Below are 26,623 nucleotides of genomic sequence, written 5' to 3'. Positions count from 1 at the left end.
CACTGGAGGAGCAGCCGGCAAGGCCGATGCCGATGGTGGCGAGGGCGGCGATGGACAGGGCGAGGGCACGGGTACGCATACCCCCTAGGGTATACCATCCACCCCGGAACTCCTGCGCCGAGTGGTGGGTTGCAGTTTCGGTCCCACAGCATTGATGAGCCAAGCCGGCATCGGCGGACACCGGGCCGGATCAGAGTTGCAGTTGCCCCCGCACCAGGCTCTCGGCGCTGTGTCCGGCGTTGCCATCAAAGTGCTCCAGTGACACATCCACCAGCGGGAATTCGGCGACGCTCATACCGGCGGGCAGGTGGAGGGTGGCCTGCTGGCCCGGGCTGACTGTGCCGATGGCGACCATCGTCTTGGCGTCGGGTGTTGCCATCCAGACTTCGTAGTAGCTGTCGGCCTTTGCCGGCAGATCTGGGATGTCGACCGTCAGCACGGATCCATCGGGCCCGTTCTCGACTCGGGCAGTGCCCGTCAGGCCGGAGTCGGCGATAGGCGCCAACTCCGTACTTGCTACCAGTTCCTGGGTCTGGGGTGCGTTGATAACGCTTGCCGTCACCACCCCGCCCGCGATCACGCCGACCATTGCCGCAGCGGCAACGAGCAGCCAGGTCCGTGGTGTGCGCGACCTACGCTCGCTCGCTAGGTCGATCACTGGGGCCGTCGTTGCAAGCTCGTGCTGGATCGCCGACCAGACGCTTGAGGCAGGGGCTATCAGCTCCTCGTCGGACCCGATGGAGCGAGCAATCGCAACTGTGCTGGTCAATTCGGCCAGCCGGCTTGCACACAGTGTGCAGGACTGCAGGTGCTGGGCATCGGATGTGTCGACTTGCTCGCCGAGCGCCAACAGCGCCAGCACTTCGTCGTCAACGTGCTCCACCGTCCACCTCCAACCGGACTCGCAGTCTGTCAAGGGATCGTCGGATATGGCTCTTGACCGTACCCAGGGGCAAGTCGAGTGCTGCGGCAATCTGTGCATGAGTGAGGTCCTGGAAGAACGCGAGTTCCATGATGCCCCGCTGCGGGTCGCCCAAGCGGGCGAGCTCATCGGCCAGCAGCAGGCGATCGATCAAGGCTCCGGTGCTCTCCACTGTCGGCTCCTCGCGCTCGGTGGCCGCAAGCGCCTGGACCTTTCGGGCATCGCGGCTGCTGCTCTCCCAGTGGTCAGCAATCCGGCGGCGGGTGATCGTCAGGAGCCAGCCGGCAAGCGAACCGCGGGATGCATCGAATCCCTGACGTCCTCGCCAGGCGCTGACGAAGACCGCCTGGGTGATGTCGGCCGCATCGGCCTGGCTTCCGGTTCCACGCAAGGCAATGGTGTTCACAAGTGGTGACCAACGCTGGTAGGCCTCGGCGAGCGCTTCGTCGTCACCGGCGGCAAATCGACCTGCGATCAGCTCATCAGCGTCGCTCGTCACGGGCCCCTCCCCGATGTCCAGTGCCCCACGGGCGCAGCGGTCGAGCACAGTATGCGTCATCGCGCCGCCACCTCCTTCGCCGATCCCGTGCGCCAGCCAGCCAGCCGGCCAGCAAGCCTGCTGCTACCTCCTCATCTCTCCAAGCCCCCTCCGTGGATGCAGGAAAAATACATTCATTGATCTGCATCCAAGCCGGGGTCGCCCGCCGAATCTGCTGTACTGCCACCCACGAGGGGTGGCCAAGGACAAAGGACTCGCCGATGAACCGCAACCGTCTCGCCCGCCGCACGGCCACGGCAGCAGCAGCCCTGATTTCGCTGGGGCTGGTGGCAGCAGCGCCGTCCGCGAATGCTGCTGAAGGCACGACCTCGCTTGCCACAGTGCTCACCAGTGGCAATCAAGGATTCGACAAGGACACCGCCGACTACGACGTGCTCACCGCCGCGATTCTCGCGGTGCTGAAGGCAAAGCCCGACTCTCCGGTCAAGGTGCTCACCGAGGGTGGTACTGCCCTGACTGCCTTCATCCCGACAGACAAGGCCTTCATGAACCTGGCGACCGCGCTGGGCGGCAAGAAGGTGACGACTGAGGCCGCTGCTTTCGCAACCGTGGCGGGCTTGGGCATCCCCACGGTTGAAAAGGTGCTTCAGTACCACGTCGTTCCTGGAAAGGCGATCATGGCCGCTGATGCGCTCAAGGCAAATGGCGCCAAGCTGAAGTCCGCATTGCCCGGCAAGACGATTGGCGTTGTGGTCGTGGAGACCCCGGCCAGCATCACGCTTGTGGACTACAACAAGAAGCTGCCCAACCCCAAGGTGATCCTGAGCAAGGTGGACATCAATGAGGGCAACATGCAGATTGCCCATGGCATCGACGCCGTACTGATGCCGACGAAGTAGCCAAACCGTTGACTGCAGCCCCCGTTCGCCTCACGCGAGCGGGGGCTGCAGGCGCGTCGAGTGATGCTTGGCGTCCCAATGGAGTTTCAGGGGAGTGGAGCGGGTGACGGGAATCGAACCCGCACTGTCAGCTTGGGAAGCTATTTGGTGCAGTCTAAATAACCCTTGCGATTAAAGGCAATTTCGGTGTGGCGGCTTGTTGGCGTGGGACCAGCGTGGGACTATTCGTGGCAAGAGATGGGCCTTTGGGGGTCATCGCGGTCACGAGGGGTCAATGGTGACGGACAAGCGCAGGACCTTTGGGCGCGTCGAAGAATTGCCCAGCGGGCGGTGGCGGGCCTATTTCAAGTCGGAGGGTCTTAGGCACAACGCTCCAGTGACATTTGCTACCAAGACCGATGCTCGCCTTTGGCTAGACACCGTGCGTACGGATATGACACGAGGCGCTTGGCGCGCCCCGCTTTCAACTAGGTACTCATTGGACGACTACGCAACTCAGTGGATTGCTCTCCGTCCCGATCTGAAGGAATCCACCCGAGACTTGTATTCCTCTACCTATCGGCTTCACATAGCACCGCTATTGGGCACGAAACGTCTGGACAAGCTCACGCCGGATCAGGTACGCAATTGGCACCAGCTGCTTGCAGCGGACTTGTCAGGGAAGCTGGGTGGCCAAGCTCGTTCGCGAACTGCAACTGCCCGTAATGGCTCGTCTACAGTCGCTCGGTCCTATCGGCTTCTCCACGCGATCATGCAAACGGCAGCTGAGGACGAGTTGATTCAGAGCAATCCCTGCCGGATTAAGGGAGCGGGTAATGCCTGGAGTGCAGAGCGCCCGACTCTGAATCTGCACGAAGTGCAGGCGCTGGCTGAGCGTGTCCCGCACCACTACGCCGCTCTTGTTCATCTGCTCGTATGGACAGGCGTGCGTATCGGCGAAGCAGCCGCAATGCAGAGGCGTGACCTTGATACGGCTAGTGACCGGCCCACACTCACGGTGAGGGAGCGGGCCTATCGCCTACAAAGCGGAGTCATCGACCTGGACTCGCCCAAGTCCAAAGCGGGCCGCCGGATCATTCCACTGCCCCCACATCTGGTGCCAGACATTGACGCTCATTTGAATCAATGGACAGGCGAGAGTCCATCGGCGCTTGTGTTCACCACATCAACAGGTGGTTCGATCATCAGCGGATATTCGCAGGTGTTCAATCGAGCTTTGAATCACATTGGCCGACCAGACGTGAGAGTTCACGACCTCAGACACACAGGGATGACTCTGGCGGCACAAGCTGGAGCGAGTGTTCCCGAACTCATGCGCCGCCTTGGCCAGTCCTCCACAACTGCGGCCGAGGGCTACTTGCACACGACAGCCGATCACGGTCGCGCCGTGGCAGAGCGCATGAGCGAACTCGCGGCCAAAAGCAATGTGATTCCAATCCGACGAGCGTCAGGAGAGACAGCATGAGTACACGGGCATGGCGAGTGCAGCGTCATGAAACCAAATCACTGGCATGGGCAGTCTTGGCCGCAAAGTTTGATCGGCGTGATGAGGATGCCTTGCATCTCATTCAGAGTCATCCCGACCCGGCGTTACTTGCTCTTGCGCTTGCAGATGTGGCAGCACTGGAAATCTCTTCGCGCACTATTCCTGAACCTGATGAGCAATGGACTCAGGATGGGATTCCACGGGTGGACAAGCATCCCCGTCTTGCCAACGAGATGCGGCTGTACGCGGCGGAATCTATGGGCACTTCAATCGAGCAGCAACTGATTCCCGACGAGGAACTAGACCCAGACGAGCGCTGAAGCCCTTGCAGGCCAATCAGAATTCAGCGTGGGGAGGCCACCATCGCTTATGGCAATTCACTCTGCCACGCCTCCAACACTTGATCTACTGCCATGCGTGTGTACTGGATTAGGTCGGATAGGGAAGTTGTAACTCCGAAGTTCTTGCCACTCTCTCCAGTAGCGCTTACCTGGAGCGTGTAGTCAAAATTGCCGGTAATGCGGGCTATCCGATTGGGCGCTGTCCGACAGCGAAGGAGCAGTCCGTCTGCATCTTCGGGAGCGAAGACCGTCATTTCCGGAGGTGTACTCCAATCGGGTGCGTCTTCGAAAACAACGGAACCCGCGTGCTTGGCCCCTGCCGATGCCAATCGCAACTTGAGCGCGACTCGATGCTTGTCCGTGTTGTTCCAATACGAAATTAGCCAGAGCGGGTGGTCGATGCCCTCAAGATTCTTGCCTCCGCTGTCCCGAAATGGTTGCAGGCCCTCGATTGCGGTCTTTACCGAATCAGGTAGCGCTCCAAATGATTGACGGAGCGCGGCATTCCAGGCCTTTGAGTCAAGGCAAATTGGAAATTGCAGGTTGCGATCGTTCTCTGACCAGGTTCCGAGTGACTGCGCCACCGATGCAACTAGGGAATTCAAGGCGCTTCGGAGTTGGTGAACAGCCTCACCGAATGCCAATCCCCACTGATCTAAGTCAGGGTCCGTGCGCACGACGAGAACGAGGTCCCAGGAGTACCGATCCTCTGCGATGGCGGGAACAAGATCGAAAGCATCAAGATTTCCCCACGCTTGAATCAGCTCCGACAGTGATTCACCGTGAGTCTCAACCCGCTTGAGACGAGCATTTAGCGCCTCTGAAGCCGCCCTAATAACTTCCGGAGCCTGATCGGCCAATGTCCCCATCTCCTGGTCTGATTAGAAGCGACACGCCGGAGACTCATGGCCTTGACGCCGGTATAAAATCCGGTATATTTTCCACCATGAAACCAGATGAAGCAGCTGAGGCGTTGGGCGACAAGTTTACTCACGCCTTGGTTGAGGCCGTCGGCATTACCCGCACTGACATGGATGAGTTCCGCGAAAAACTCCCAGGTTGGGCATCCGCCATGTCGAATCGCGGCATGGCCAATCTCATCTGGGAGCGCCTATGGACCAACATGTGTGCCCGCCTGGAAGGCCATCCTGAGTTCTACATCAAGATTTCTGGCGTGATCCACGAAATCCATGTGGGACTGAATGTCGTCACGCGACTCAAGCGCCACACGGCGGAGAACGCAATTCAGTCGTACCCCACGCAAGGTGCTCTTGAGTTCTATACGCAAGAGCAGGACCAGCTGCCCGGTCTGGAAAGCACGAGTCTTGCCGTTGGTTACCTGTGGGACCCCGAGTTGCGGATGATCGTTGCCCCGGTGGTGTCATTCAGAGATGGCAAAGACAATCCAATTTGGATGATGCGACTGGATGAGCCTGCTGCTGGCGTCGCGGCAATCTGGTCACCTGTTGAGCCCGCACTCCCTGGTGTCATCGTTGCTGGCGACGAGAACGAGGTCGGTAAGGAGACTGAGAGCGGAGCATGAACGGCGTCGGCGACATGATTGCGGTCGCACGAAAAGCCAATGGCCTCACGCAAGGTGAACTTGCTGATCTCGCTGGAGTGAAGCAGCCCACCATCAATCGCTACGAGGCTGGCGACCGCATTCCAGATGATGAAGTGCTTGAGCGCTTGGCAGTTGCGCTCGGGGTTACGACGAGGTTCCTTGAGTTGGGCGGAAGAGAGTCAGCGGCCATCGCTGTGGATGCCCACATGCGGCGGCAAAAGACGACTCGCGCAAGTCTCTGGCGCACAGGTGAGGCGCGACTCAACCTGATGAGGGCTCATTCGTCTCAAGTGTTTGAACAGGTATCACTCGCTGCCCAGGCGATGGTGCCTACATTTGACGTTCTCGATGGGACGAGTCCGGAAGACGCTGCACGCCTTGTGCGCGCGCAATGGAAGATGCCTATTGGCCCCGTTCGCAATCTGGTGGGCTGGCTGGAGGCGGCGGGTTGCCTCGTATTCGAAGAGGACTTCGGCACACATCGCATTGATGGAATGTCCCAATGGATCGGCGATCATCCAGTCATGCTCCTGAACAGTGAAGTACCCGCCGACCGTCAAAGACTGACGAAGGCGCACGAGCTTGGGCATTTGGTACTTCATTCAAATGAGCCGTCGGACTCAATGGAAGAGGAAGCAAACTCATTCGCCGCAGAATTCCTTATGCCGGAGGCCGTTATCCGCAGTTCATTGCGGGACGTGTCTTTGGGGCACTTACAGGAACTGAAGCGTGAGTGGGGCGTTTCAATGCAGGCATTGTTTGAACGTAGCTACCGGCTTGGTTTTGTCAGCAGTGTTGACCGCACGCGCTTTTACAAGGCGATGAATGCAAGAGGATGGAAGGCGAACGAGCCAGGCGGAGAATACGTACCTCGCGAGACTCCACGCCTTGCGCTGCACATCGGAGACGAATTGCTTGCGCGCGGGTATTCGCGCGAAGAAATTGCAAACATCGCCGGTTATAGATCGACGCAGGGTTGCCCGTTTGTTCCACACGGTGGAGGGCTGCGCGTAGTGCAATAGGCCAAGACCCGAGCCGAAGCCGGAGCGCGGCCGCGCCGCGCGAAGAGCATGTGCGTTTTTTAGGGCATTCCATTGACTCCGCACTCATTTTGCTTTCCCCCCCCTCCAAAGATTGAGACGACTCGACTCGATCTGGCTTCATCTCTGGAAGGTCCAACAGATTCGTTTCAATTTCCGGGAATTCTGATCGAAGCACTCCCGTCAATTGCTGGCTTTAAATCCGACAGCCTTGGGTCGCTTGCCTTAGAAATATAGAACTCTCAATTTCATTTCTAGTGACAGGTGACAACAGTGACAATGGGCCCGTCCGACACGCGCACCTCACGGCTAATACGGGCACCCCTTAGCGCCCCTCAGTAGTTTCAATTCATGAAGTCGCCCCGGCCAAGCGCGAGTGTTGCGTTAGCAAGCGATTCGGTGCGGCAGCATTCATGCATCACTGAGGCCGTCGAATCCATTGCATCGCAGCAAGCAGTATGGAATCAGGTTGCTTCATCTGTTGCGTGGGTTAACGCGTTTGCGGAAGGCGTCAAGAGCGAATCAATCCAGCAAATCAACGAGTTGGATCGAAAGCGCAGATCGCTAATGCACGGGCACTCGCAACTTGGCGCGCGAAGTAGGCACTTGATCGATTTGGTTCTGGACAAATACGGCTTTGCTTCAGCTGGCATCTACGCATTGGCCCTTCAGGGCGACACTGAGGCCCTTGCATCCGTGTTCGATCCGAGCAGTGAACCATGCGAGCTAGCCGAACTCTTGGCGAGATTGCTCCATGACCGTGAAGATTTGATTGCGCAAATCGAGGCACCATCCGTCGAGTTCCTTCGCCGCGCCAAGCGCTTGGAGCAACCCGAATTTCCAGCTAGTTATGAAATTCCCGAGTCAGCGCAGGCTCCGAGGGGATGCAGACTCTTGATCGGGTCCATTGAACCAATTGCACCGCCCGCTTGCCTAACTGACGTGAATCCAATCCGTCAGCTGGCAAGCATCGCGCCATGATCTGAAGTCGCCTCGTCCGACTACTGAGCGCAACGCCTGCTGCTGAATTGCAGAAAGGCAAATTTCAATGAAGGCGTACAACACTCCAGAACTGCTTACTTTGGATCAAGCAGCGGCATTCTTAGGTACAACTGTTCGGTTCGCTCAGCGATTGGTTTCCGAGCGGCGCATTCGCGTCTACAAGGTAGGTCGGCACGTTCGCATAGCGCGCCGAGACCTTGAAGACTTTCTTGAAGCCGGTGTTCGTGAATCACGAGACCAGTGATCGGATGACGAACAAACTATTGCCCCTGCTTGTCTGCTCACCGCCTGCTGATGAGCAAGTGGACTATGGACACTGGCTCCTGCATTACCTGGCCGCAAAAACAGAGTGGATGCAGGGCGAACCCAGAGAAATCACGGCCGCCCGCCACGATCAAGAGGCCTGGATTCGGAGTATCCGCCAGATGAACGCTGATGGATTTCCGTGCGCGGGCGTACCTGCAGCCATCTTTTGTGGACTCCGCTTCCGAGGCCTAATCAGGTGAACGAGCTAGGAAGTGGGCCAGTAGCTCAGACGGTCGGGCCCGGCCGTTTGAGTTGCCAGCCCTCTGCGTCTCCAGTTTCGGATGCCCTCATAGCCCTTTACGTCCGCGCCGCGTGTATCCCGCTCGCTGCGAATGAGCCGCCAGAGCTAACGCAGGCGAGAGCCGACTTAAATCAATGGGCACGTGCAGTGCAAACAGCAAATGCCCGCATCAACTTCAAGCCGGACGTACCTCGCTACGTATATGCGGCATGGCGCGAGATCGGAAAACTTGAATGAAGCCGACCAATCAGCCTTCCGCTGGCGGAGAAACTGAAATGGACAGTGACAATTCCTCAACGATTGTCACTGTCACCACAACTGAACCTCTTGATTGGAGCCCATTACCGGAGCACGACACACGCCTGCCCTGTCCCATTGACGTACTGCCTGAGCCGGTAGGTAGCTACGTTCAAGGACTTTCAGATGCGTTACAGGTTCCGCCAGACCTCGTCCTCTCTCTCGCATTAGTGGTCCTGTCAGGGAGCACGCGTGGCCGCTGGAGGGTCGAAGGACCGAGCGCGCAGTGGATGGAGCCGCTCTCTATCTATTCGGCTGTTCTACTTCCACCCGGTGAACTGAAATCTCCGACGCTCAAGGCTGTGGCAATTCCCTTGCGCGCCTTTGAGGCGGAGCTGCAAGTATCAAAGCGTTTATTGGTTGCTCAGAATCGTGAGCGTCTCGAAATGTTCAAAGAGCGTGTGCGGGGACTTCGATCAAAGGTCGCCGCGAAGCCGGGCGATGAAAGCCTTGCGGCCGAATATGACGATGCGATGGGAAAGCTGACTGCCTTTCAAGCTGTCGCTATGCCCCAACTGCTCGTTCAGGATGTGACCCCCGAACGACTGGCTTCGCTCTTGGCTGAGCAGGATGAAAGCCTCACCCTGCTATCAGCGGAAGGTGGAATTATCGGAACGCTCGCCGGTCGATATTCCGATGGCCGGGCCAATCTGGACCTAGTCAATGCTGCCTATTCGGCAGAATTCGTGAGAGTGGATCGGCAAGGTCGCGAGTCCCTTCACCTCAATGCGCCGCATCTCGCCATTGGACTGGCAACGCAACCCGACGTGTTTCAGGAGGTGCTCTCCAATAGACAGATGGTTGGCCGAGGGTTTCTTGATCGGTTCCTCATCGCAGTCCCTAAGTCGCGTGTGGGCTCTCGAAAGCTTGGCATTGAAGCCATGCCAGCAAATGCCACTTCTGCTTGGGAAATGGCGGTACGGAATTTGTTGACGGCTTCATTCGAGCTGACAGCAGAGGACGAGTTTCGAACCTTGACTCTCTCTGCTCCTGCGAAGCGTGCATATACCCCCTGGTGGTCCGCTGTCGAAACTCAGATGGCCGTAGATGGCGAGCTAGCCGAACTATCTGGATGGTTTCAAAAGGCCCGTGGCGGCGCTCTGCGCCTCGCTGGGCTACTGACACTCGCCGCAAATCCCAATGCAGCGAGCATTGGTGAAGGTGAGATGCAGGCGGCAATTGACGTTGTGGATTACCTGGCTTCACATGCTCGCTACATACGCATGGAGGCCATACCTGGATCGACTGGAAAGGTATTGGCGGCCGTTAGAAATTTCCCCGAAGAGGAATTCACCACCCGCCTCATTCACCGGAAAGTCCAAAACCAGACTTGGTGCCACACCTCCGCCGATGTTGAGCAGGAACTTCACAGGCTCACCCGCCTCGGCTACGTCCGCCGTATGGATGCCGAAAAGGGAACCAAGTCCCACGATTGGCAGCGTCACCCCGATTTGGGGCGAAGTCTTCGGTAGTTCGTGGGACGAGCGTGGGACCAACGTGGGACAGCGGACGGTAAATCACGGTCAAATACGGAATGTGAGAATCGGCCAGAGATGTGAAAAATCGTTGAAATATAAGGGAATTCGGTGGAGCGGGTGACGGGAATCGAACCCGCACTGTCAGCTTGGGAAGCTGATGTTCTGCCATTGAACTACACCCGCCGGACACAGTTGTGCGGAATTGAGCGTACCGGGAGTGCACGCGTCTAGGTTGTCGGCGGTGCATTTCAAGGAGCGGAGTTCAAGTGAGGAAACAGCAGCTGTCCCCCTCCGCATCTGGGGCCCTTTGGGCAGCGCCAGCGCTCGTCTAATTCCCAGCGAGTTGATGAATGTGGCGTCCGAGGTCGACGAAATTCGAGAGCTGCTGGTCCAGATCTGATTTCGCGCTCAGCATTTCGAACAGCGACAGTTTCGGCTGCAGAATTGGTTGAACTTTTTCGAGCCCTGCCATCGCGCGATCGTAGGTTGAGTCGAATGCGCGGGCAGCGGCATATGCAGCTGCCTTCTGTCTCTGGGCAGGCGCGTTCGTTGCTGCCAACCGGGCCGTGACGAGCGTCTTGGCCTGCAGTGCGAGCAATGCTCGATCAACTTGGCTTTGCAAAGCAGTCATTTCTCTTCGCTCAGAGGCGCTGAGCCGATCGCCATATTCCTTGAAGTAGGAATCTAGCTGCGTTGACATTGAAGCGCGAAAACCGGCGACTTCAGCGGGCAATTTTGCCGCACTCGACGAACTCGAAGGAATGCTCGGGACTGCCGTGGCAATTGCCGACCCGCTAAAAAGGAGCGCAACGATCATTGCGGCACCACTGATCACCCGGCTGAACACTCCAGTACGACGATTGAAAGTCAAGGAAGGTTCCTGGGCTGGGTTAGCTGGCAACTTGTCGATTGGCGAAGTCGATGATGCCCGACCAGAGCAACTGCCGGCCCTCGGCCAAGTTGTGGAAGTGATAGGAGCCTGGGAGTACAGCCGTTACGACTTCTGGGGCATCGATGTAGAGCTGAACCTCGGCCTGCAGGTCCAGTACGGTGTCGAACTCTCCGAAGCCCAAGTACACCGGCACACGCACACTCCTCGAGGCGGGCACACACCAGCCCGCTTCTCCCACTTGCTGGACGGCCGGGAGCACCACTGTTGTGGCTATCGATCTATTGGCATCTATCAACTCCTGCGGCGCTTTGAAACCGAGATTGGTTTCCGAAGAGCGTGCGCGAGCCCCTGGCGTTCCAAGGGCCTTGAACTGGCCATCGGTGTACATCAGAGCGATTTGAATACTGCTCCAGCCGAGCACGACAAGCGCGCTGAAAGCCTGATGACGGTATTGCTGTGTCAACAGCATGCCCGAGCCAAAGGAGTGGCCTACCCCAACGAAGGTCTTGCCGGAAAACTGTGGACGATCCTTGAATGCGGTGACGGCTTCATGCATGCGGTCGGCAAGGAAGTTCGCTGTGGTGAGCTCCGGCCTGTTAGGGATGTGCGTGCTGTCACCAACGCCTATGTGGTCGGCGGTGATCACCGTGATGCCTCGTCGTGCAACATAGCGGGCAAAGCTGTATGAGCCAGCTTCGGCACCTTCGACCTTGAAGTCGAAGTAGTTGCGAGAGCACCCGCCGCAAGGCAGACACCACATCACCAGGGAGGACTCCACGCCAACGGGCTCGTACTGATTCATGACGATCTCAAGCCCGTCTTCATTCACGAAGCGCTGCTCTGTCATCTCGATGGAGTCCACCGTGGGCGGGAGTTCCTGCTCCGCCAGTCCCATGGTCTCGAAGGTCATCTCCGCCCCCAATCTGTCGCGTTCGACAAACTAGCGCCTCAACTGATCCCAGACGCCGGGTATTCGGTAGCACCATCGTTCTCAAGGCGCGCATTGATCGGTAGCCTCACCCCATGCTGCTATCTGATGGAGATATTCGTGCCGAGCTGGAGAGCGGACGCGTCGCCGTTGAGCCATTCAGCGAGGCGATGATCCAGCCCTCAAGCATTGATGTTCGGCTGGATCGTTGGTTCCGAGTGTTTGAGAATCACAAATACTCCGTCATCGATCCACGGATGGAACAGCCTGAGTTGACTCGACTGCTCGAGCCTGAGGGCGACGAGGGATTCATCCTGCATCCAGGGGAGTTCGTGCTCGGTTCGACCTACGAGATCGTCAGCCTGCCTGACGACATCGCCGGGCGGCTTGAGGGCAAGTCCTCTCTGGGTCGACTGGGCTTGCTCACCCACTCCACGGCCGGCTTCATTGATCCGGGCTTCTCAGGTCACGTCACCTTGGAGCTCTCCAACGTCGCGAACCTGCCGATCGTGCTGTACCCGGGCATGAAGATCGGCCAGCTGTGCTTGTTCCGGCTGTCCAGTCCGGCTCAGCACCCCTACGGCTCAGAGAAGTACGGCTCGCGCTACCAAGGTCAGCGCGGTCCGACGCCGAGCAAGTCCTACGCGAACTTCCACCGCACGGAGGTCTGACGTCGTCAGTCTGACTCTCGCTGGCGGCGCCTACTCGATCGACGGCTTGGTCGTGATGCAGCCGGTGGCCAGTTCAGTAGGCGTGTAGAGGACCTTGCCGGTGTTGGCCTCGTAGGCCTTGGCCGCGGCAGCGAGCTGTGTGAGCATCTGAGCCTTGGCCGATGGCTTGAGGTAGAGCGCAGGGCACAGGTGCATGGGTCGCCCGTCCGGGCTGCCGGTGAGGATGCCGATCTCAACGAGGCCCATCGATGAGGTGTACAGCCAGTTGTCCTGCTTGTAGTAGCTCACCACGGCGATCGGCTGGCCCGCGGTGACCTTGTCCCCGATCTTCACCCGCGGGGACATGACGTGCTCGTGCTCCCAGGTGGCGATGGTGCCGAAGCCCGGGCTCCCGTTGGTGTTGACCGAGCACGTGGGCGCGATGCCGATGCTGTAGTCGTCGCTGTAGCCGTTCTGGAGCTTGGTGACGGTGCACACCCGGCCGCTGGCGATCGCCTTGACTGTCGTTCCGATGGGCAGGTAGAAGGTCATCTGCGGATCGATGAAGCCGGGTGGGTCCTGCGGCCGCTTGGACCCGGCGCCGTAGTAGCTGATGGGCTGCTCGATGAAGGAGCCCTGGGGGAAGGCGATCGGTGCCAGCGACATCGCGCCGGCCATCTTGGTCGCGGGGTTGTAGGGGGCCAGGTCGAAGCCCCAGTTCTCGATGATCGAGGGGATGCTCGCCGGCTTCGCTGGCGTCGATCCGCGTTGCCTCGTCCAGACCAGGCGGCCCTGGGAGTTGCGCTGGCAGGTCAGGGTGCCATCGCCGTCCGTCTGGGTGGCACCTGGCTTGCTGCAGGGCCGATCCTGCATGGTGGCAGCGCTGGCGGGGGTCAGCACCAGGGTTCCGCCCAGAAGGGCGATGGCCAGGGGGACCAGCAGGAGGCTTCGACGCATGCTGAACCGTACTGGGGCCCTGGCTGTGATGCAGATCACCTCCGGTCTGGGGCATGAGTGGAATGAACCCTGATGTGTGTCGGTTACACATATATGAGTCGTCATGACTCAACTCTTGTGCTAATTGACTTGCCAAAGCGCAATTCGTGGCGCAGACTGGATGCAACGACCGCCCGGTTCACCAACCGGAACAGCAGAAGGAGTACGACACCATGTCCCGTGCAGTGGGTATTGACCTGGGAACGACCAACTCTGTCGTCTCAGTACTTGAAGGCGGAGAACCCGTCGTAATTGCAAACGCCGAGGGAGCTCGGACCACCCCGTCCGTTGTTGCCTTCGCCAAGAACGGTGAAGTACTGGTCGGCGAGGTCGCCAAGCGCCAGGCCGTCACCAATGTTGATCGCACTGTCCGCTCCGTGAAGCGCCATATGGGCACCACGTGGACGGTGGACATCGACGGCAAGGCCTACACGGCACAGGAGATCAGTGCTCGCACGCTCATGAAGTTGAAGCGCGACGCGGAGGCCTACCTCGGTGAGAACGTCACCGACGCAGTCATCACCGTGCCTGCCTACTTCAGCGATGCTGAGCGCCAGGCCACCAAGGAAGCGGGCGAGATCGCCGGCCTCAATGTGCTGCGCATCATCAACGAGCCGACTTCAGCTGCCTTGGCCTATGGCCTTGACAAGGGAGATGTCGAGCAGACAATTCTCGTGTTCGACCTCGGTGGTGGCACCTTCGACGTGTCTCTCCTTGAAATCGGCGACGGCGTAGTCGAAGTGAAGGCCACCAGTGGTGACAACCACCTTGGCGGCGACGACTGGGACAACAAGGTCGTTGACTACCTCGTCACGCAGTTCAAGAACGCGCACGGTGTTGATCTGTCCAAGGACAAGATGGCCATGCAGCGTCTTCGTGAAGCTGCGGAGAAAGCCAAGATCGAACTGTCGAGTTCAACCAACACTTCGATCAACCTGCCGTACATCACTGCGAGCGCTGACGGACCTCTCCACCTCGAAGAGAGCCTCTCGCGTTCACAGTTCGAGCAGTTGACCGCTGATCTGCTCGAGCGCACCAAGGCTCCTTTCCGCTCAGTGCTGAAGGATGCCGGCGTCACGATCGACAAGATCGATCAGGTGGTGCTCGTTGGTGGATCAACCCGTATGCCCGCCGTCACCGATCTGGTGAAGGCTGAAACCGGCAAGGAGCCCAACAAGGGCGTCAACCCGGATGAGGTCGTGGCCATTGGTGCCGCGCTGCAGGCAGGCGTGCTCAAGGGCGAGGTCAAGGATGTCCTGCTGCTTGACGTCACACCTCTTTCACTTGGCATCGAGACCAAGGGTGGAGTCATGACCAAGTTGATCGAGCGCAACACCACCATTCCGACCAAGCGCTCCGAGACCTTCACCACTGCTGAGGACAACCAGCCCTCTGTTCTCATCCAGGTCTATCAGGGTGAGCGCGAGATGGCGGCCTATAACAAGCGCCTGGGCACTTTTGAGCTCACCGGATTGCCGCCAGCACCTCGGGGCATCCCGCAGATCGAGGTCACCTTCGACATTGATGCCAACGGCATCGTGCATGTCTCGGCGAAGGACCGCGCCACCAGCAAGGAGCAGTCGATGACGATCTCCGGTGGTTCGGCTCTGAGCAAGGACGACATCGATCGGATGATGCGCGACGCAGAGGCACACGCCGATGAGGACAAGCAGCGTCGTGAAGAGGCAGATGTTCTGAACACAGCCGAGTCACTGGTCTACCAGACCGAGAAGTTCCTGGCAGACAATGCTGACAAGCTGCCGGCAGATGCCCGTTCAAATGTCGATGGACCACTGGACGAGTTGAAGAAGGCTATTGCTGCCAACGACTTCCCGGCCATGCGCGAGGCAACTGACAAGGTTGCTCAGGCAAGCCAGGCTCTTGGCGCTGCGATGTATGAAGCAGCAGCGGCTGAGGGTGCAGCTGAGGGCAGCACTGAAGCGACTGCTGATGCCGATGAAGACGTCGTCGACGCCGAAATCGTCGATGAGGATGAGACGGAAGCCAATAAGTGAGCGACGAGGAGTCTGAGGACACCGGCGTTCGCATCACTGACAAGCGACGCATCGATCCCGACACCTTCGAGGTGCGCCAGCCTTCCGAGGTTGGCGCACCCGACGAAGGCGGAATCGTTGAAGGCGAGTTCGGCGAGGTCGAGGCCAAGGTCGCAGAGCTGACCAGCGACCTTCAACGAGTGCATGCTGAGTACGCCAACTACCGCAAACGAGTTGATCGCGATCGCGAGCTCATTCGCGAAACCGCAATCGGCACAGTGTTTGCGGCGCTGCTTCCAGTGCTTGATGCGATCGATCAAGCTCGCGAACACGGTGAACTCGAAGGCGCGTTCAAGAGCGTCGGCGAATCGCTGCAGGGCACCTGCGCCAAGTTCGGGCTGGAGGTCTTCGGTGCTGCGAACGAGCCCTTTGATCCGACTGTGCACGAAGCGTTGACGAGTGTCAGTGACGAGGCTGTCACCGAGCCAACCGTCACCGCGGTGTACCAACCCGGATATCGCTTTGCTGGACGCATTCTGCGCCCAGCTCGGGTCGCTGTTGCAGGGACCGACTGATAGGGAAGTTCAGTGAATAAGGATTGGCTTGAGAAGGACTTCTATGCCTCTTTGGGCGTGGCCAAGGACGCCACACCTGACGAGATCAAGAAGAAGTACCGCAAGCTGGCTCGCGAACTTCACCCTGACAAGAACCCTGGCGATGCCAAGGCAGAGGAGAAGTTCAAGGAGGTCTCCGAGGCCTACGACGTTCTCTCTGATGTCGACAAGCGCACGGAGTACAACGAGGCCAGAGCGGCGTTTGCGTCTGGTGGATTTCGGCCAGGCGCCAACGGTCCACGCGGGGCAACCTCCAATGTCAATATGGAGGATCTGTTCGGCGGCAACGATGGTGGCTTCGGAGATCTGTTGGGCGGCATCTTCAATCGCGGTCGGGGTGGACGTTCAGCCCAGCCTCGTCGGGGTGCCGATCTCGAGAGCAATCTCAATCTCTCCTTTGACGATGCACTTGACGGTGTGACAGTTCCACTGCGACTGAGCAGTGAAGCCGCCTGTGAGACCTGTCGTGGCAGTGGCGCGCGACCGGGCACTAGTGCACGGACGTGCATGGACTGCCAGGGCAGTGGGCAAGTGGCTCGAAATGCCGGCGGCTTTGCCTTCGCCGAAACCTGTCCGACTTGTCGAGGCCGCGGTCAAGTGATTGAAGATCCGTGTCCCAATTGTCGCGGCTCGGGTGTCGGTACCAAGTCGCGCACTGTTCAGGTGCGCATCCCAGCTGGCGTAAAGGATGGTGCACGCATTCGGGTTGCGGGCAAAGGTGCACCTGGCGAACGAGGTGGACCTGCGGGTGATCTGTTCGTGCAGGTGCACGTCAGTCCGCATGCACTCTTCGCACGCAAGGGCGACAACATTTCATTCACGGTGCCGGTCACGTTCGCTGAAGCTGCGCTTGGTGCACAGATCACCGTGCCGACTCCGCGCGACGGCAACGTCACGCTGAAGATTCCAGCAGGCACCACCACTGGTCGTACTTTTCGTGTGAAAGGCAAGGGCATTGCACGGAAGGACAAGAGCAGAGGTGATGTCCTGGTGACCGTTGAGGTGGCCGTGCCTCAGAAACTCAGTGATGAGGCAAGGGCGGCTCTGGAGTCCTATGCGCAAGTCACTGCTGACCTTGATCCGCGTGGCGGACTCATGGACCTGGCGGGGCAGTGAGATGGATCCCTTCCAGATTGCCGATGACCATCCGGTCTTTGCGATCTCCGTCGCTGCGCAACTAGCCGGACTGCATCCGCAGACTCTGCGCCAGTACGACCGCCTCGGCTTGGTGTCACCAACGCGGGTGGGCGGGCGCAATCGCCTGTACTCCGGACGCGATATCGCGCGGCTTCGCGAGATCACCGATCTTTCGGCCGAAGGGCTTTCGCTGGAGGGCATCAGGCGGATCCTTGCGTTACAGGAGGAGATCGAACTCCTGCGCAGTCAACTACGAGAGTTTCACCGCGAGAAGTCATCAACGGCGTTGGTGGTGTGGCGACCGAATCGTCGCAGCCAGAGATAGGACCAGGCAATGGATATTCAATTCACGACGAGAAGCCAGGATGCTCTTGGCGCTGCTGTGCGCATAGCCGCTGCAAACGGCAATCCGCAGGTGGAACCCATGCATGTGCTCGATTCGCTCCTGCAGCAGGGCGAGGGCATTGCCAGCGCACTGTTGGAGACCACAGGTGTTGACTTCAATGCCCTGACCTCCGAGGTTCGGGTGGCGCTGCAAAGTCTTCCGCGCGCAACAGGCGCATCGGTTGCGTCTCCGCAGCTGAGCACTCTGACCTACAAAGTGCTGAACACCGCTCAGGAAATAGCCAAGGAGCGTGGCGATGAGTACGTCAGCACTGAACACCTGCTGATAGGCCTTGCCAAGGACGGCGGCCCGGGAGTCGCGGACAGGCTGGCGGCAAGTGGCGCAAGCCCCGTTGCGCTCATCGACGCGCTGCAGCAAGTGCGTGGTACTGCTCGAGTCTCGACTGCCGATCCCGAACAGACCTTTCAGGCCTTGGAGAAGTACGGCATTGATCTGACTGCACGCGCGCGCGAAGGCAAGATCGACCCCGTCATAGGTCGCGATGAAGAAGTGCGTCGCACAATTCAGGTGCTCTCGCGCAGAACTAAGAACAACCCAGTGCTCATCGGTGAGCCCGGAGTCGGCAAGACCGCAGTTGTCGAGGGACTTGCAAGGCGGATTGTCGAAGGCGATGTCCCGACTTCGTTGCAGGGCAAGACTCTCTACTCACTGGATCTCAGTGCAATGATCGCGGGCGCGAAATATCGCGGCGAGTTCGAAGAGAGATTGAAGGCTGTGCTCGACGAGATCAAGGCCTCTGACGGACAGATCGTCACCTTCATCGACGAACTGCACACTGTCGTCGGCGCTGGTGCAGGTGGCGAAGGTGCCATGGATGCCGGCAACATGCTCAAGCCAATGCTTGCTCGCGGTGAGCTCCGCATGATCGGTGCCACCACCCTTGACGAATATCGCCAATACATCGAGAAGGATGCAGCGCTGGAGCGACGCTTCCAGCAGGTCTTCGTGAAGGAACCCTCGGTCGAGGACACCGTTGCAATTCTGCGTGGGATCAAGGAGAAGTACGAAGCGCACCACAAGGTGGTGATCTCGGACTCTGCACTTGTCGCAGCCGCGAGTCTGTCTGATCGATACATCACTTCGCGCTTCCTGCCGGACAAGGCCATTGACCTGATGGATGAGTCTGCCGCTCGTCTGCGCATGGAGATTGACTCCTCGCCAGTTGAAATCGATGTGTTGCAGCGCCAGATCGATCGGCTTCGGATGGAGGAGCTGGCGATTGCCAAGGAGAGCGACCAGGCCTCTGTCGAGCGCTTGAGCAAGTTGCGCCAGGAGATCGCGGACAAAGATGAGGAGCTGCGTGGGCTGCGTGCGCGCTGGGACGCCGAGAAGTCCGGTCTGGACCGCATCGGCGAGATCAAGGTGCGGATCGATGATCTGCGGGCGGTAGCCGACCGCGCTCAACGCGCTGGAGATTTCGAGCAGGCCTCGCGCATTCTGTATGCGGAGATCCCAAACTTCGAGGCTGAACTGGCGCGAGCCAGTGAAGAAGCCAATGGTCGACTCGCGATGGTCAACGAAGAAGTCACGGCCGATGACATCGCAGAAGTTGTGGCCAGCTGGACTGGCATCCCTGCAGGTCGACTGCTGGAGGGCGAGAGCAAGAAGTTGTTGCGGATGGAAGAAGAGCTCGGCAAGCGAGTGGTGGGTCAGGTGGAGGCTGTGCGTGAGGTGAGCGATGCCGTGCGGCGAGCCCGGGCCGGAATCGCGGATCCAAACCGCCCCACCGGATCGTTCCTGTTCCTTGGGCCAACCGGCGTTGGCAAGACAGAGCTCGCCAAGGCCTTGGCTGACTTCCTGTTTGATGACGAGCGCGCAATGGTGCGCATCGACATGAGCGAGTACTCCGAGAAGCATTCGGTCGCTCGCCTAGTGGGTGCCCCACCCGGATATGTCGGCTACGAGGAGGGCGGCCAGCTCACTGAAGCTGTGCGACGTCGGCCCTATTCAGTAGTGCTCCTGGACGAGGTCGAGAAGGCTCACCCAGAGGCCTTCGACATCCTGCTGCAGGTGCTCGATGACGGACGGTTGACCGATGGGCAGGGCCGCACCGTTGACTTCCGCAATGTGATCTTGGTGCTCACGTCGAATCTCGGAAGTCAATTCCTTGTTGACCTGGATACTCCATTCGACGTGCGTCGCGAGCAAGTGCTCACAGCGGTCCGTCAGCAGTTCCGGCCTGAGTTCCTCAATCGACTCGACGCCATGGTGACCTTTGAACCCTTGGGCCGCGAGCAACTCACACGCATCGCTGACATTCAGATCGACGCTCTGCAGTCGCGCCTCGCGGATCGTCGGGTCAGCCTGCAGTTGTCTGACGATGCCAGGGCTTGGCTGGTCAACAAGGGATTCGATCCGATCTATGGCGCTCGGCCGCTTCGCAGACTTGTGCAGACAGCCATTGGTGACAACCTGGCAAAACTCATCCTGAGCGGAGATGTGCACGACGGCGATGTGCTGAAGATCGACACTGAAGCAGATGGCTCGGCCTTGCGCATCACGCGTTGATCGTCACCAGCGCTTCCGAGCCTCGGCTGGTACCGGCACCGTTGCGGGCCGTGACGGCGCAGGCATAGTCGCCCTTGGGCATCTTCTTGATGACTGCCTTGCCATCGGTGACTTTGGCGCTGAGCCCAGCTCCTCCTGCGACTGGCAGACATGCAACGCGGAGCGCCGAGATCTTGCCGCCGCTGACCGACTCGGTCACCGATACGGCGATCCGGCGACCGTTGACAATCACCTGATCGATGCGGCCAGCCTCAGGCAGAGCAAGCGGCGTCACCAGCGTTGGAGTGCTAGCGGCCGAAGTCGTGGTTGCTGTTGTGGCGCTTGCTGTCACGGAGTACTGGGCACCGTTCGTCAGGCCCGTGATCTCACAGCTGGCAGCCAACGGCGTGGTGCTGGGAGCTGCGGTGCATTGAGCAACTTGGCCGGTTGAAGCCGAAACGGCGCTCGCGGTAAAGGAGGTGAAGCTTGCATTGGCTGGCATCGTGGGGAAACTCACGCGGATCCTCTGGTTCAGCGCGCTGGCCAGGATCACGGGGGCAGACGTCGTGCTCAGGGCCCCTGTCGATGTCAGGAAGTCAGACATCGCGGTGACTCGGGTGTAGACGCCCGGATGCCGCTTTGCGCAGTTCAAGCCCCAGCTCACGATGCCCACCAGCTTCGCGTTGGCTCCGTCGCCGAAGATCAACGGCCCCCCGGAGTCGCCGCTGCAACTGTCGATAACTGCTCCGGCGCCGGTGACACCGACCGCGCACAGCATGGTCGCTGGATTTGCTTCGCCAGGGTTGTAGGCGCTGAAGGTCACGCCGTTGACCGAGGTGCTCTGGCCTTGACCGCATGTGGCGCTAGGCAGCAGGACAAGATCTCCAACGCGGAAGGTGTCGGGAAAGGCCTTGCCGAATGCGCTGACGGTTCCCCAGCCAATGACTTGGACACGATTGCCAGCCAGTTCAGCACTTGCCGCGTCGCCAGATCCGACCGGGGGCAACGGAGTGATGTCCGTCTGTGGCGCCGAGAGGGTCAGCACCGCAACATCATTGTCGCCTGTGGAGATCGAGTAGGCGGGATGCACGGACACCGTGCTCACGCTCACGACGCGTAGTCCAACGTCCTTCAGTGATTGACCGAAAGCAACGAGCACCGAAGCCGGCTGAGTCCGAGCTCCGGACCTCTGATCGACAACGCAGTGTGCCGCCGTCACGATTGTGGTCGCGGTCGTCAGAGTCCCGCCGCAGAACTGCGCCTGAAACGCGCCTTGCGATCCGAAGCGCTGACTGTCAAGCAGTGCGACAAGGTAGGTGTAGGTACCCGAGCTGGAGGGGGCCCCATTGATCACCGCAGGCTTGGACTGTGGAAGCGCCTGCGCCGGTACCGCGACTACGGAGAACAGCAGCGCCAGTGCCAGAGCGCCCAACTTTCGCATGTTGCCACCGTACGTCGGGCTTGGGTCAAAGCCCGCATCGAGCAAGGGGGTTTTACCGGATCCGAACAACTAGGATCGCGCCGTGCCAACACAAGCCTGGGAAGACCTTCGCCAACTCATCATTGATCGCGCTGTTGTTCGTGGCCGCGTGACTCTCTCCAGCGGCAAGGAAGCCGACTATTACGTCGACCTTCGTCGCGTCTCCCTGGATGGGCAGGCGGCCCCGCTCGTTGGGGCAGTGATGCGCGAACTGACCTCGGATCTTGAGTACTCGGCTGTAGGTGGACTCACCCTGGGTGCCGATCCAGTAGCGACGGCCATGCTCCACGACGCCGCGCGGCACGGTGAACTGCTCAATGCCTTCGTGGTTCGCAAGGAAGAGAAGCACCATGGCCTGCAGCGACGCATTGAAGGGCCAGACGTCAAGGGCGTTGCTGTGCTTGCCGTAGAAGACACCTCCACTACGGGTGGATCTGTGCTCACTGCAGTGGATGCGCTGAATGCGGCGGGAGCAACGACTGTGGCCGTCGCGGTGATTGTTGATCGTGGAGCAGGTCCAGCGATTATCGAGCAGGGCTACGAATATCGGGCCGCGTACTCACTCGCCGATCTTGGTCTCGTCTGAGAGTGCTTTGATCTGCCTCCGGTGGCGCACGTACTCGATGACAATCGGGATCACACTGATGAGCACCACGGCAATGAGCACGAGCTCGAGGTTCTTCTTGATGAACTCGATATTGCCCAGGTAGTAGCCGGCAATCGTGACCAGACCAGCCCACAGCACGGCCCCGACGGTGCTGTAGATGAGGTACTTGCGAAAGTCCATCTTCGCGATGCCGGCCACCGCAGTGATGAAGGTCCGCACGATGGGTACGAAGCGGGCCAAGATGATGGCCTTGCCGCCATGCTTCTCGAAGAACTCATGTGTCTTGTCGACATATTCCTTGCGAAAGAATCGAGAGTCCGGCTTGTTGAACAGTGATGGACCGATGGCTCTTCCGATCCAATAGCCAAGGATGTTGCCAGCGATGGCTGCCAGGATCAGCAGTGTGCAGGCCAGCCAGATGTTCATCTCGATGGAACCCTGCGCGATGAACAGTCCCACCACGAACAGCAGGGAATCTCCCGGCAGGAAGAAGCCCAGCAAAATCCCACACTCGGCGAAGATGATGCCAAGGGCCACCCAGAAGGCGATTCCACCAAGGCTGTTGAGCATGGAGTCTGGGCTAAGCCAGCTTGGACCGAGGGCTTGGACGCTCACACCGGCACTGATTACGAGATTCACCTCAGCAGGCTATCGTCGCGGGCGTGGATCTCCATGATTCGTCAATAGGAGTTGGCCCACATCCCCAGCCGTGGCCGGCTGACCCGCGCTTGGACGAGGCTTTGCTGGCCGAGGGCGATCGCCGAAATGTTGTCGATGAGTTCCGCTATTGGAAGCTTGAAGCGATCGTGGCCGAACTCGATACTCGTCGCCATCCGTTCCACGTGGCAATTGAGAATCTGCAGCATGACTTCAATATTGGGTCCGTCGTGCGCACGGCGAACGCGTTCTTGGCGCGCGAGGTGCACATCGTTGGCCGCAAACGCTGGAATCGCCGTGGAGCGATGGTCACTGACCGCTATCAGCACATCCATCATCACGCTGACGCTGCTGCTCTGCGGGCTTGGGCTGATAGCTCCAAGGTGATCATCCTGGGCTTTGACAACGTTGAAGGTTCCACGCCATTGGAGACTGCTGCGCTTCCAGAGCAGTGCGTGCTGCTCTTCGGTCAGGAAGGCTCTGGCCTGAGTCCTGAGGCGCGTTCAGTCTGCGACGGATTGATCGCCATCTCGCAATTCGGGTCAACGCGCTCGATCAATGTCGGCGCGGCAGCAGCGATCGCCATGCACACCTGGATTCGTCAGCACGCAGAGATCACTTCCGTTTCGGGGGGGAGTTCCCAAGGGTGAGCGCAGCGTGATCCACGACGCACTATCCGTGGAAGGATGAGCGTCATCCCCCACCGGCTAGCCGCAGGAGTTTTCGATGCCAATTGCGTCCCCAGAGGTCTACGCAGAAATGCTCGATCGAGCAAAGGCCGGCAAGTTCGCCTATCCAGCCATCAATTGCACGTCCTCGCAGACCATCGTCGCCGCAATGCGGGGCTTTGCTGAAGCAGAGAGCGACGGCATCATCCAGGTGTCATGGGGCGGCGCGGAGTTCGCTTCAGGTCAAGCGGTCAAGAACATGGTGGCTGGCGCCCGGGCCCTTGCAGAGTTCGCGCACTCGATGGCCCGCAGTTATGGCGTGAACATCGCCCTGCACACCGACCACTGTCCCAAGGACAAGCTCGAGGGCTTCATGGAGCCACTCATTGTGATTTCCCAGGAACGCGTTGCCAAGGGGCTGGAGCCGCTCTTCCAGTCCCATATGTGGGACGGATCGGCGGTGGCGCTGGAAGAGAACATGGAGATCTCTCAGCGCATGCTCGATGCCTGCCACAAGGCCAACATCATTCTCGAGATCGAAATCGGAGTCGTCGGTGGCGAAGAGGATGGCATCGAGGCAAGTCATGACGCCAAGCTCTTCTCCACTGCTGAGGACGGACTTGCCACCGCAGCGGCCCTGGGTCTTGGCGAGCGAGGTCGTTACATGGTGGCTGCCACATTCGGCAATGTGCATGGCGTCTACAAGCCGGGCAATGTGGTGCTGACTCCCAATGTGCTCCACGAGATCCAGACAGCTGTGGGTGCCAAGTACGGCGTGACCAAGCCCTTTGACCTGGTATTCCACGGTGGTTCGGGCTCGTTGCTCAGTGAGATCCGCGAAGCGCTCGACTACGGCGTGGTGAAGATGAACATCGACACCGACACCCAGTACGCCTTCACGCGTCCAATCGCCGATCACATTCTCAAGAACTACGACGGCGTCTTGAAGATTGATGGCGAGGTCGGCAACAAGAAGCAGTACGACCCACGGACATACGGAAAGCTCGCGGAGGCCAGTATGGCTGCGCGAGTCGTACAAGGCTGCGAAGACCTCAGGTCGACGGGCACGGCGATCAAATAAAGGGGAATCAGCTAGTGATGGAAAACCTGCTCGGTGGGCCGGCTGCAACGCTCCTTCCAGAGGACACCGAACCGCTTGTTGCCTTGGCGGCTGGCCAGGATGCTGGTTTGGTTGCCCAGCAGTTTCCCTCGAGCTCATTGGCGTGGGCCGTGGTGAGCGATCAGGCGTGGACCGAAGGCAGAGTGCTTGAGTCGTATGCGTTCGCGCGGGTGGGCTATCACCGAGGGCTGGATGCATTGCGGCGCAATGGTTGGAAGGGCCATGGCCCCGTGCCTTGGAGCCATGAACCCAATCGTGGTTTCCTGCGCTGCCTGCTTGCCCTGGGTCGTGCTGCAGCGGCAATCAACGAGACTGAAGAGGCTGCTCGTATTGAGACGTTCCTTGATGAATGCGATCCGAGCATTCCTCGCAATTGATCTGAGCTATTTCAAAGTCTCGGTGCTGCGCATAGCCTGACGCAATGCCACTTGTTGCCGGGATTGACTCTTCAACGCAATCGGTCAAAGTTGTTGTGCGCGATGCCGATACAGGTGCGCTTGTGCGCGAGGCGCGAGCCCCACATCCAGATGGCACCGAGGTCGCACCAGTTGCGTGGTGGGAAGCCCTCAACTCGGCAATGCATGGCGTGCTCGACGGAGTTGCTGCAATGTCAGTTGCGGGGCAGCAGCACGGCATGGTGGTACTGGATGAACAGAACGAAGTCATCCGACCAGCGCTGCTGTGGAATGACACGCGTTCTGCTGAAGATGCAGACGCACTGGTCGAAGAACTCGGTGGTGCTGCTGCCTGGGCGGCTGCTGTCGGCAGCGTGCCGGTGGCCGCTTTCACCGTCTCAAAGATCCGGTGGCTGGCGCGAGTCGAACCTGAGAACGCAGCACGCGTGGCGCGGTTGATGCTGCCTCACGACTACCTCACGTGGCTCTTGAGTGGCGCAAAGGGCGAGGTGGTCACTGATCGTGGTGATGCCTCAGGTACTGGCTATTGGTCACCTGAAAGCGGCGAGTATCGGCAGGATCTCGTGACCATGGCACTTGGGCATGTGCCAGATCTCCCGAGAGTGGCTGGGCCCTCTGCGAAGATCGGACACACTCCTGAAGGCGTGCTTCTAGGGCCAGGCACGGGTGACAACATGGCCGGCGCCTTGGCACTGAGCCTTCGACCGGGTGATGTGGTGATCAGTCTTGGCACCTCCGGCACTGCCTTTGCCTGCTCGGAGGTCCCAACAGCTGATGCCTCGGGATTGGTTGCCGGCTTTGCCGACGCCACCGGAAGATTTCTTCCGCTGGTCTGCACCTTGAACGCAGCACGGGTCCTTGGCTCAACGGCTGAACTTCTGGGTGTTGATCTCCAGGAACTCGGAAGCCTCGCCCTATCCGCGCCATCGGGTGCCGAGGGCTTGACGCTCATTCCCTACTTCGATGGTGAACGCACACCCAATCTCCCCGATGCTCGCGGCTCACTGCATGGCATTACCCGCGACAACTTGCGTCCGAACAATGTTGCGCGTGCTGCGATTGAAGGCATGTTGATGGGCTTGGCGCAAGCAGTCGATGCCTTGGAGCGTGCTGGTGTTCAACCCAAGCGAATTCTGCTCATCGGCGGAGCGGCTGCGAACCCCGCTGTGCGCGGAATCGCAGCCACGATCTTCAATGTGCCAGTCCACGTACCCCCCGCTGGGGAGTACGTCGCAGATGGTGCTGCGCGACAGGCGGCTTGGGTCCTGAGCGGTGCCGCCAATCCGCCGGAATGGCGAAGTGCCGACGCGCAACAAATTGCACTGGACGATGTGGAGGTCAATGCTGCAGTTCGCGAGCAGTACGAACTGGCCCAGGAAGCTATGTACCGCTTGCCCTGATTAGGGCTGATTCAATTCGCGAATGTCTGGAAGTTTTTTTGACATAGGGCTTGTCGACTAACTCCATGCCCCATATGTTGTGTCGCACAACATATA

26 protein-coding genes, 1 tRNA gene and 1 pseudogene are annotated in these 26,623 nt (G+C 59.5%); 19 read left to right on the top strand and 9 right to left on the bottom strand.

Translation table 11 applies throughout. From position 1 onward, the window contains the following. Positions 1-190: 190 nt before the first annotated feature. Both Q8M73_12100 and Q8M73_12095 read right to left on the bottom strand, forming a co-directional pair. Complete coding sequence (locus Q8M73_12100; protein ID MDP2289292.1) at positions 191-883, bottom strand: anti-sigma factor; 693 nt, start codon at positions 881-883, stop codon at positions 191-193. Further along, positions 870-1,421: a sigma-70 family RNA polymerase sigma factor gene (locus Q8M73_12095; protein ID MDP2289291.1), complete on the bottom strand. Its 552-nt coding sequence runs from the start codon at positions 1,419-1,421 to the stop codon at positions 870-872. Before Q8M73_12095 ends, Q8M73_12100 begins: the two co-directional genes overlap by 14 nt. 260 nt (positions 1,422-1,681) lie before the next feature. Between Q8M73_12095 and Q8M73_12090 the strand changes: the two genes are divergently transcribed. The 3 genes from Q8M73_12090 (at position 1,682) to Q8M73_12080 (ending at position 4,126) form a co-directional block, all read left to right on the top strand. Next, positions 1,682-2,320, top strand: coding sequence for a fasciclin domain-containing protein (locus tag Q8M73_12090; GenBank protein ID MDP2289290.1), 639 nt, complete (start codon positions 1,682-1,684; stop codon positions 2,318-2,320). Positions 2,321-3,071: 751 nt separating this feature from the next. Next, a complete protein-coding gene (locus tag Q8M73_12085) occupies positions 3,072-3,785 on the top strand; it encodes a site-specific integrase (GenBank protein ID MDP2289289.1) in 714 nt (237 codons plus the stop codon). After that, positions 3,782-4,126, top strand: coding sequence for a hypothetical protein (locus tag Q8M73_12080; GenBank protein MDP2289288.1), 345 nt, complete (start codon positions 3,782-3,784; stop codon positions 4,124-4,126). The genes Q8M73_12085 and Q8M73_12080 overlap by 4 nt, the downstream gene beginning before the upstream one ends. A gap of 47 nt (positions 4,127-4,173) precedes the next feature. Here Q8M73_12080 and Q8M73_12075 read toward each other — a convergent pair whose 3' ends face one another. Then, positions 4,174-5,007, bottom strand: coding sequence for a hypothetical protein (locus Q8M73_12075; protein MDP2289287.1), 834 nt, complete (start codon positions 5,005-5,007; stop codon positions 4,174-4,176). Positions 5,008-5,093: 86 nt separating this feature from the next. On the opposite strand from Q8M73_12075, the gene Q8M73_12070 reads away from it, so the two are divergent. The 5 genes and pseudogenes from Q8M73_12070 (at position 5,094) to Q8M73_12050 (ending at position 10,069) form a co-directional block, all read left to right on the top strand. Further along, the gene (locus Q8M73_12070; GenBank protein MDP2289286.1) at positions 5,094-5,690 is read left to right on the top strand and encodes a hypothetical protein; all 597 of its coding nucleotides are present in this window, start codon (positions 5,094-5,096) and stop codon (positions 5,688-5,690) included. 14 nt (positions 5,691-5,704) lie between these two features. Beyond that, positions 5,705-5,860 (top strand): annotated as a pseudogene (locus Q8M73_12065) (helix-turn-helix transcriptional regulator). 141 nt (positions 5,861-6,001) lie between these two features. Next, complete coding sequence (locus Q8M73_12060; GenBank protein MDP2289285.1) at positions 6,002-6,733, top strand: ImmA/IrrE family metallo-endopeptidase; 732 nt, start codon at positions 6,002-6,004, stop codon at positions 6,731-6,733. A gap of 1,066 nt (positions 6,734-7,799) precedes the next feature. Then, on the top strand, positions 7,800-7,997 hold the full coding sequence (locus Q8M73_12055) for a helix-turn-helix domain-containing protein (protein ID MDP2289284.1): 198 nt from the start codon (positions 7,800-7,802) through the stop codon (positions 7,995-7,997). Positions 7,998-8,575: 578 nt separating this feature from the next. Continuing rightward, positions 8,576-10,069 (top strand): YfjI family protein, encoded by a 1,494-nt coding sequence (locus tag Q8M73_12050; protein ID MDP2289283.1) that lies wholly within the window; start codon positions 8,576-8,578, stop codon positions 10,067-10,069. Positions 10,070-10,184: 115 nt separating this feature from the next. Here the strand turns inward: Q8M73_12050 and Q8M73_12045 are convergent. From Q8M73_12045 to Q8M73_12035, 3 genes are all read right to left on the bottom strand, one after another. Next, a tRNA-Gly gene (locus Q8M73_12045) sits at positions 10,185-10,258 on the bottom strand. A gap of 145 nt (positions 10,259-10,403) precedes the next feature. Continuing rightward, on the bottom strand, positions 10,404-10,946 hold the full coding sequence (locus Q8M73_12040; GenBank protein ID MDP2289282.1) for a hypothetical protein: 543 nt from the start codon (positions 10,944-10,946) through the stop codon (positions 10,404-10,406). A 19-nt stretch (positions 10,947-10,965) separates the two neighbouring features. Then, the gene (locus tag Q8M73_12035; GenBank protein ID MDP2289281.1) at positions 10,966-11,877 is read right to left on the bottom strand and encodes an alpha/beta fold hydrolase; all 912 of its coding nucleotides are present in this window, start codon (positions 11,875-11,877) and stop codon (positions 10,966-10,968) included. A gap of 113 nt (positions 11,878-11,990) precedes the next feature. Here Q8M73_12035 and dcd point away from each other — a divergent pair, with 113 nt between their 5' ends. Further along, positions 11,991-12,566, top strand: coding sequence for a dCTP deaminase (gene dcd, locus Q8M73_12030; protein ID MDP2289280.1), 576 nt, complete (start codon positions 11,991-11,993; stop codon positions 12,564-12,566). A gap of 30 nt (positions 12,567-12,596) precedes the next feature. Here the strand turns inward: dcd and Q8M73_12025 are convergent, their stop codons facing one another. After that, positions 12,597-13,502, bottom strand: coding sequence for a M23 family metallopeptidase (locus Q8M73_12025; GenBank protein ID MDP2289279.1), 906 nt, complete (start codon positions 13,500-13,502; stop codon positions 12,597-12,599). A gap of 212 nt (positions 13,503-13,714) precedes the next feature. On the opposite strand from Q8M73_12025, the gene dnaK reads away from it, so the two are divergent. Genes dnaK through clpB form a run of 5 tightly spaced genes read left to right on the top strand, consistent with a single transcriptional unit; the run spans position 13,715 to position 20,200 of the window. Then, complete coding sequence (gene dnaK, locus Q8M73_12020) at positions 13,715-15,556, top strand: molecular chaperone DnaK (protein MDP2289278.1); 1,842 nt, start codon at positions 13,715-13,717, stop codon at positions 15,554-15,556. Continuing rightward, a complete protein-coding gene (gene grpE / locus Q8M73_12015) occupies positions 15,553-16,110 on the top strand; it encodes a nucleotide exchange factor GrpE (GenBank protein MDP2289277.1) in 558 nt (185 codons plus the stop codon). The genes dnaK and grpE overlap by 4 nt, the downstream gene beginning before the upstream one ends. A gap of 12 nt (positions 16,111-16,122) precedes the next feature. After that, entirely contained in the window at positions 16,123-17,265 is a 1,143-nt protein-coding gene (gene dnaJ, locus Q8M73_12010) for a molecular chaperone DnaJ (GenBank protein ID MDP2289276.1), read from the top strand. After that, positions 17,204-17,611 (top strand): MerR family transcriptional regulator, encoded by a 408-nt coding sequence (locus tag Q8M73_12005; protein MDP2289275.1) that lies wholly within the window; start codon positions 17,204-17,206, stop codon positions 17,609-17,611. Before dnaJ ends, Q8M73_12005 begins: the two co-directional genes overlap by 62 nt. A gap of 9 nt (positions 17,612-17,620) precedes the next feature. Next, on the top strand, positions 17,621-20,200 hold the full coding sequence (gene clpB / locus Q8M73_12000) for an ATP-dependent chaperone ClpB (protein ID MDP2289274.1): 2,580 nt from the start codon (positions 17,621-17,623) through the stop codon (positions 20,198-20,200). On the opposite strand, the gene Q8M73_11995 is transcribed toward clpB, so the two are convergent. Beyond that, on the bottom strand, positions 20,190-21,620 hold the full coding sequence (locus Q8M73_11995; protein ID MDP2289273.1) for a trypsin-like serine protease: 1,431 nt from the start codon (positions 21,618-21,620) through the stop codon (positions 20,190-20,192). The genes clpB and Q8M73_11995 overlap by 11 nt on opposite strands. 82 nt (positions 21,621-21,702) lie before the next feature. Between Q8M73_11995 and pyrE the strand changes: the two genes are divergently transcribed. Then, positions 21,703-22,245, top strand: coding sequence for an orotate phosphoribosyltransferase (gene pyrE, locus Q8M73_11990; GenBank protein MDP2289272.1), 543 nt, complete (start codon positions 21,703-21,705; stop codon positions 22,243-22,245). Here pyrE and Q8M73_11985 read toward each other — a convergent pair. Further along, entirely contained in the window at positions 22,219-22,905 is a 687-nt protein-coding gene (locus Q8M73_11985; protein ID MDP2289271.1) for a VTT domain-containing protein, read from the bottom strand. The genes pyrE and Q8M73_11985 overlap by 27 nt on opposite strands. Positions 22,906-22,928: 23 nt before the next feature. Between Q8M73_11985 and Q8M73_11980 the strand changes: the two genes are divergently transcribed. The 4 genes from Q8M73_11980 to xylB all read left to right on the top strand — a co-directional run bounded on the left by Q8M73_11980 (position 22,929) and on the right by xylB (position 26,527). Next, positions 22,929-23,573 (top strand): TrmH family RNA methyltransferase, encoded by a 645-nt coding sequence (locus Q8M73_11980; GenBank protein ID MDP2289270.1) that lies wholly within the window; start codon positions 22,929-22,931, stop codon positions 23,571-23,573. A gap of 76 nt (positions 23,574-23,649) precedes the next feature. Then, on the top strand, positions 23,650-24,672 hold the full coding sequence (gene fbaA, locus Q8M73_11975; GenBank protein ID MDP2289269.1) for a class II fructose-bisphosphate aldolase: 1,023 nt from the start codon (positions 23,650-23,652) through the stop codon (positions 24,670-24,672). Between the two features lie 17 nt (positions 24,673-24,689). Further along, positions 24,690-25,088, top strand: coding sequence for a DUF3151 domain-containing protein (locus Q8M73_11970; protein ID MDP2289268.1), 399 nt, complete (start codon positions 24,690-24,692; stop codon positions 25,086-25,088). A 44-nt stretch (positions 25,089-25,132) separates the two neighbouring features. Then, complete coding sequence (gene xylB, locus Q8M73_11965) at positions 25,133-26,527, top strand: xylulokinase (protein ID MDP2289267.1); 1,395 nt, start codon at positions 25,133-25,135, stop codon at positions 26,525-26,527. Positions 26,528-26,623 lie beyond the last annotated feature (96 nt).

This window comes from Actinomycetota bacterium, assembly GCA_030684515.1.
Taxonomy (GTDB): domain Bacteria; phylum Actinomycetota; class Actinomycetes; order S36-B12; family S36-B12; genus UBA11398.
This window is presented reverse-complemented; position numbering and strand designations above follow the sequence as displayed.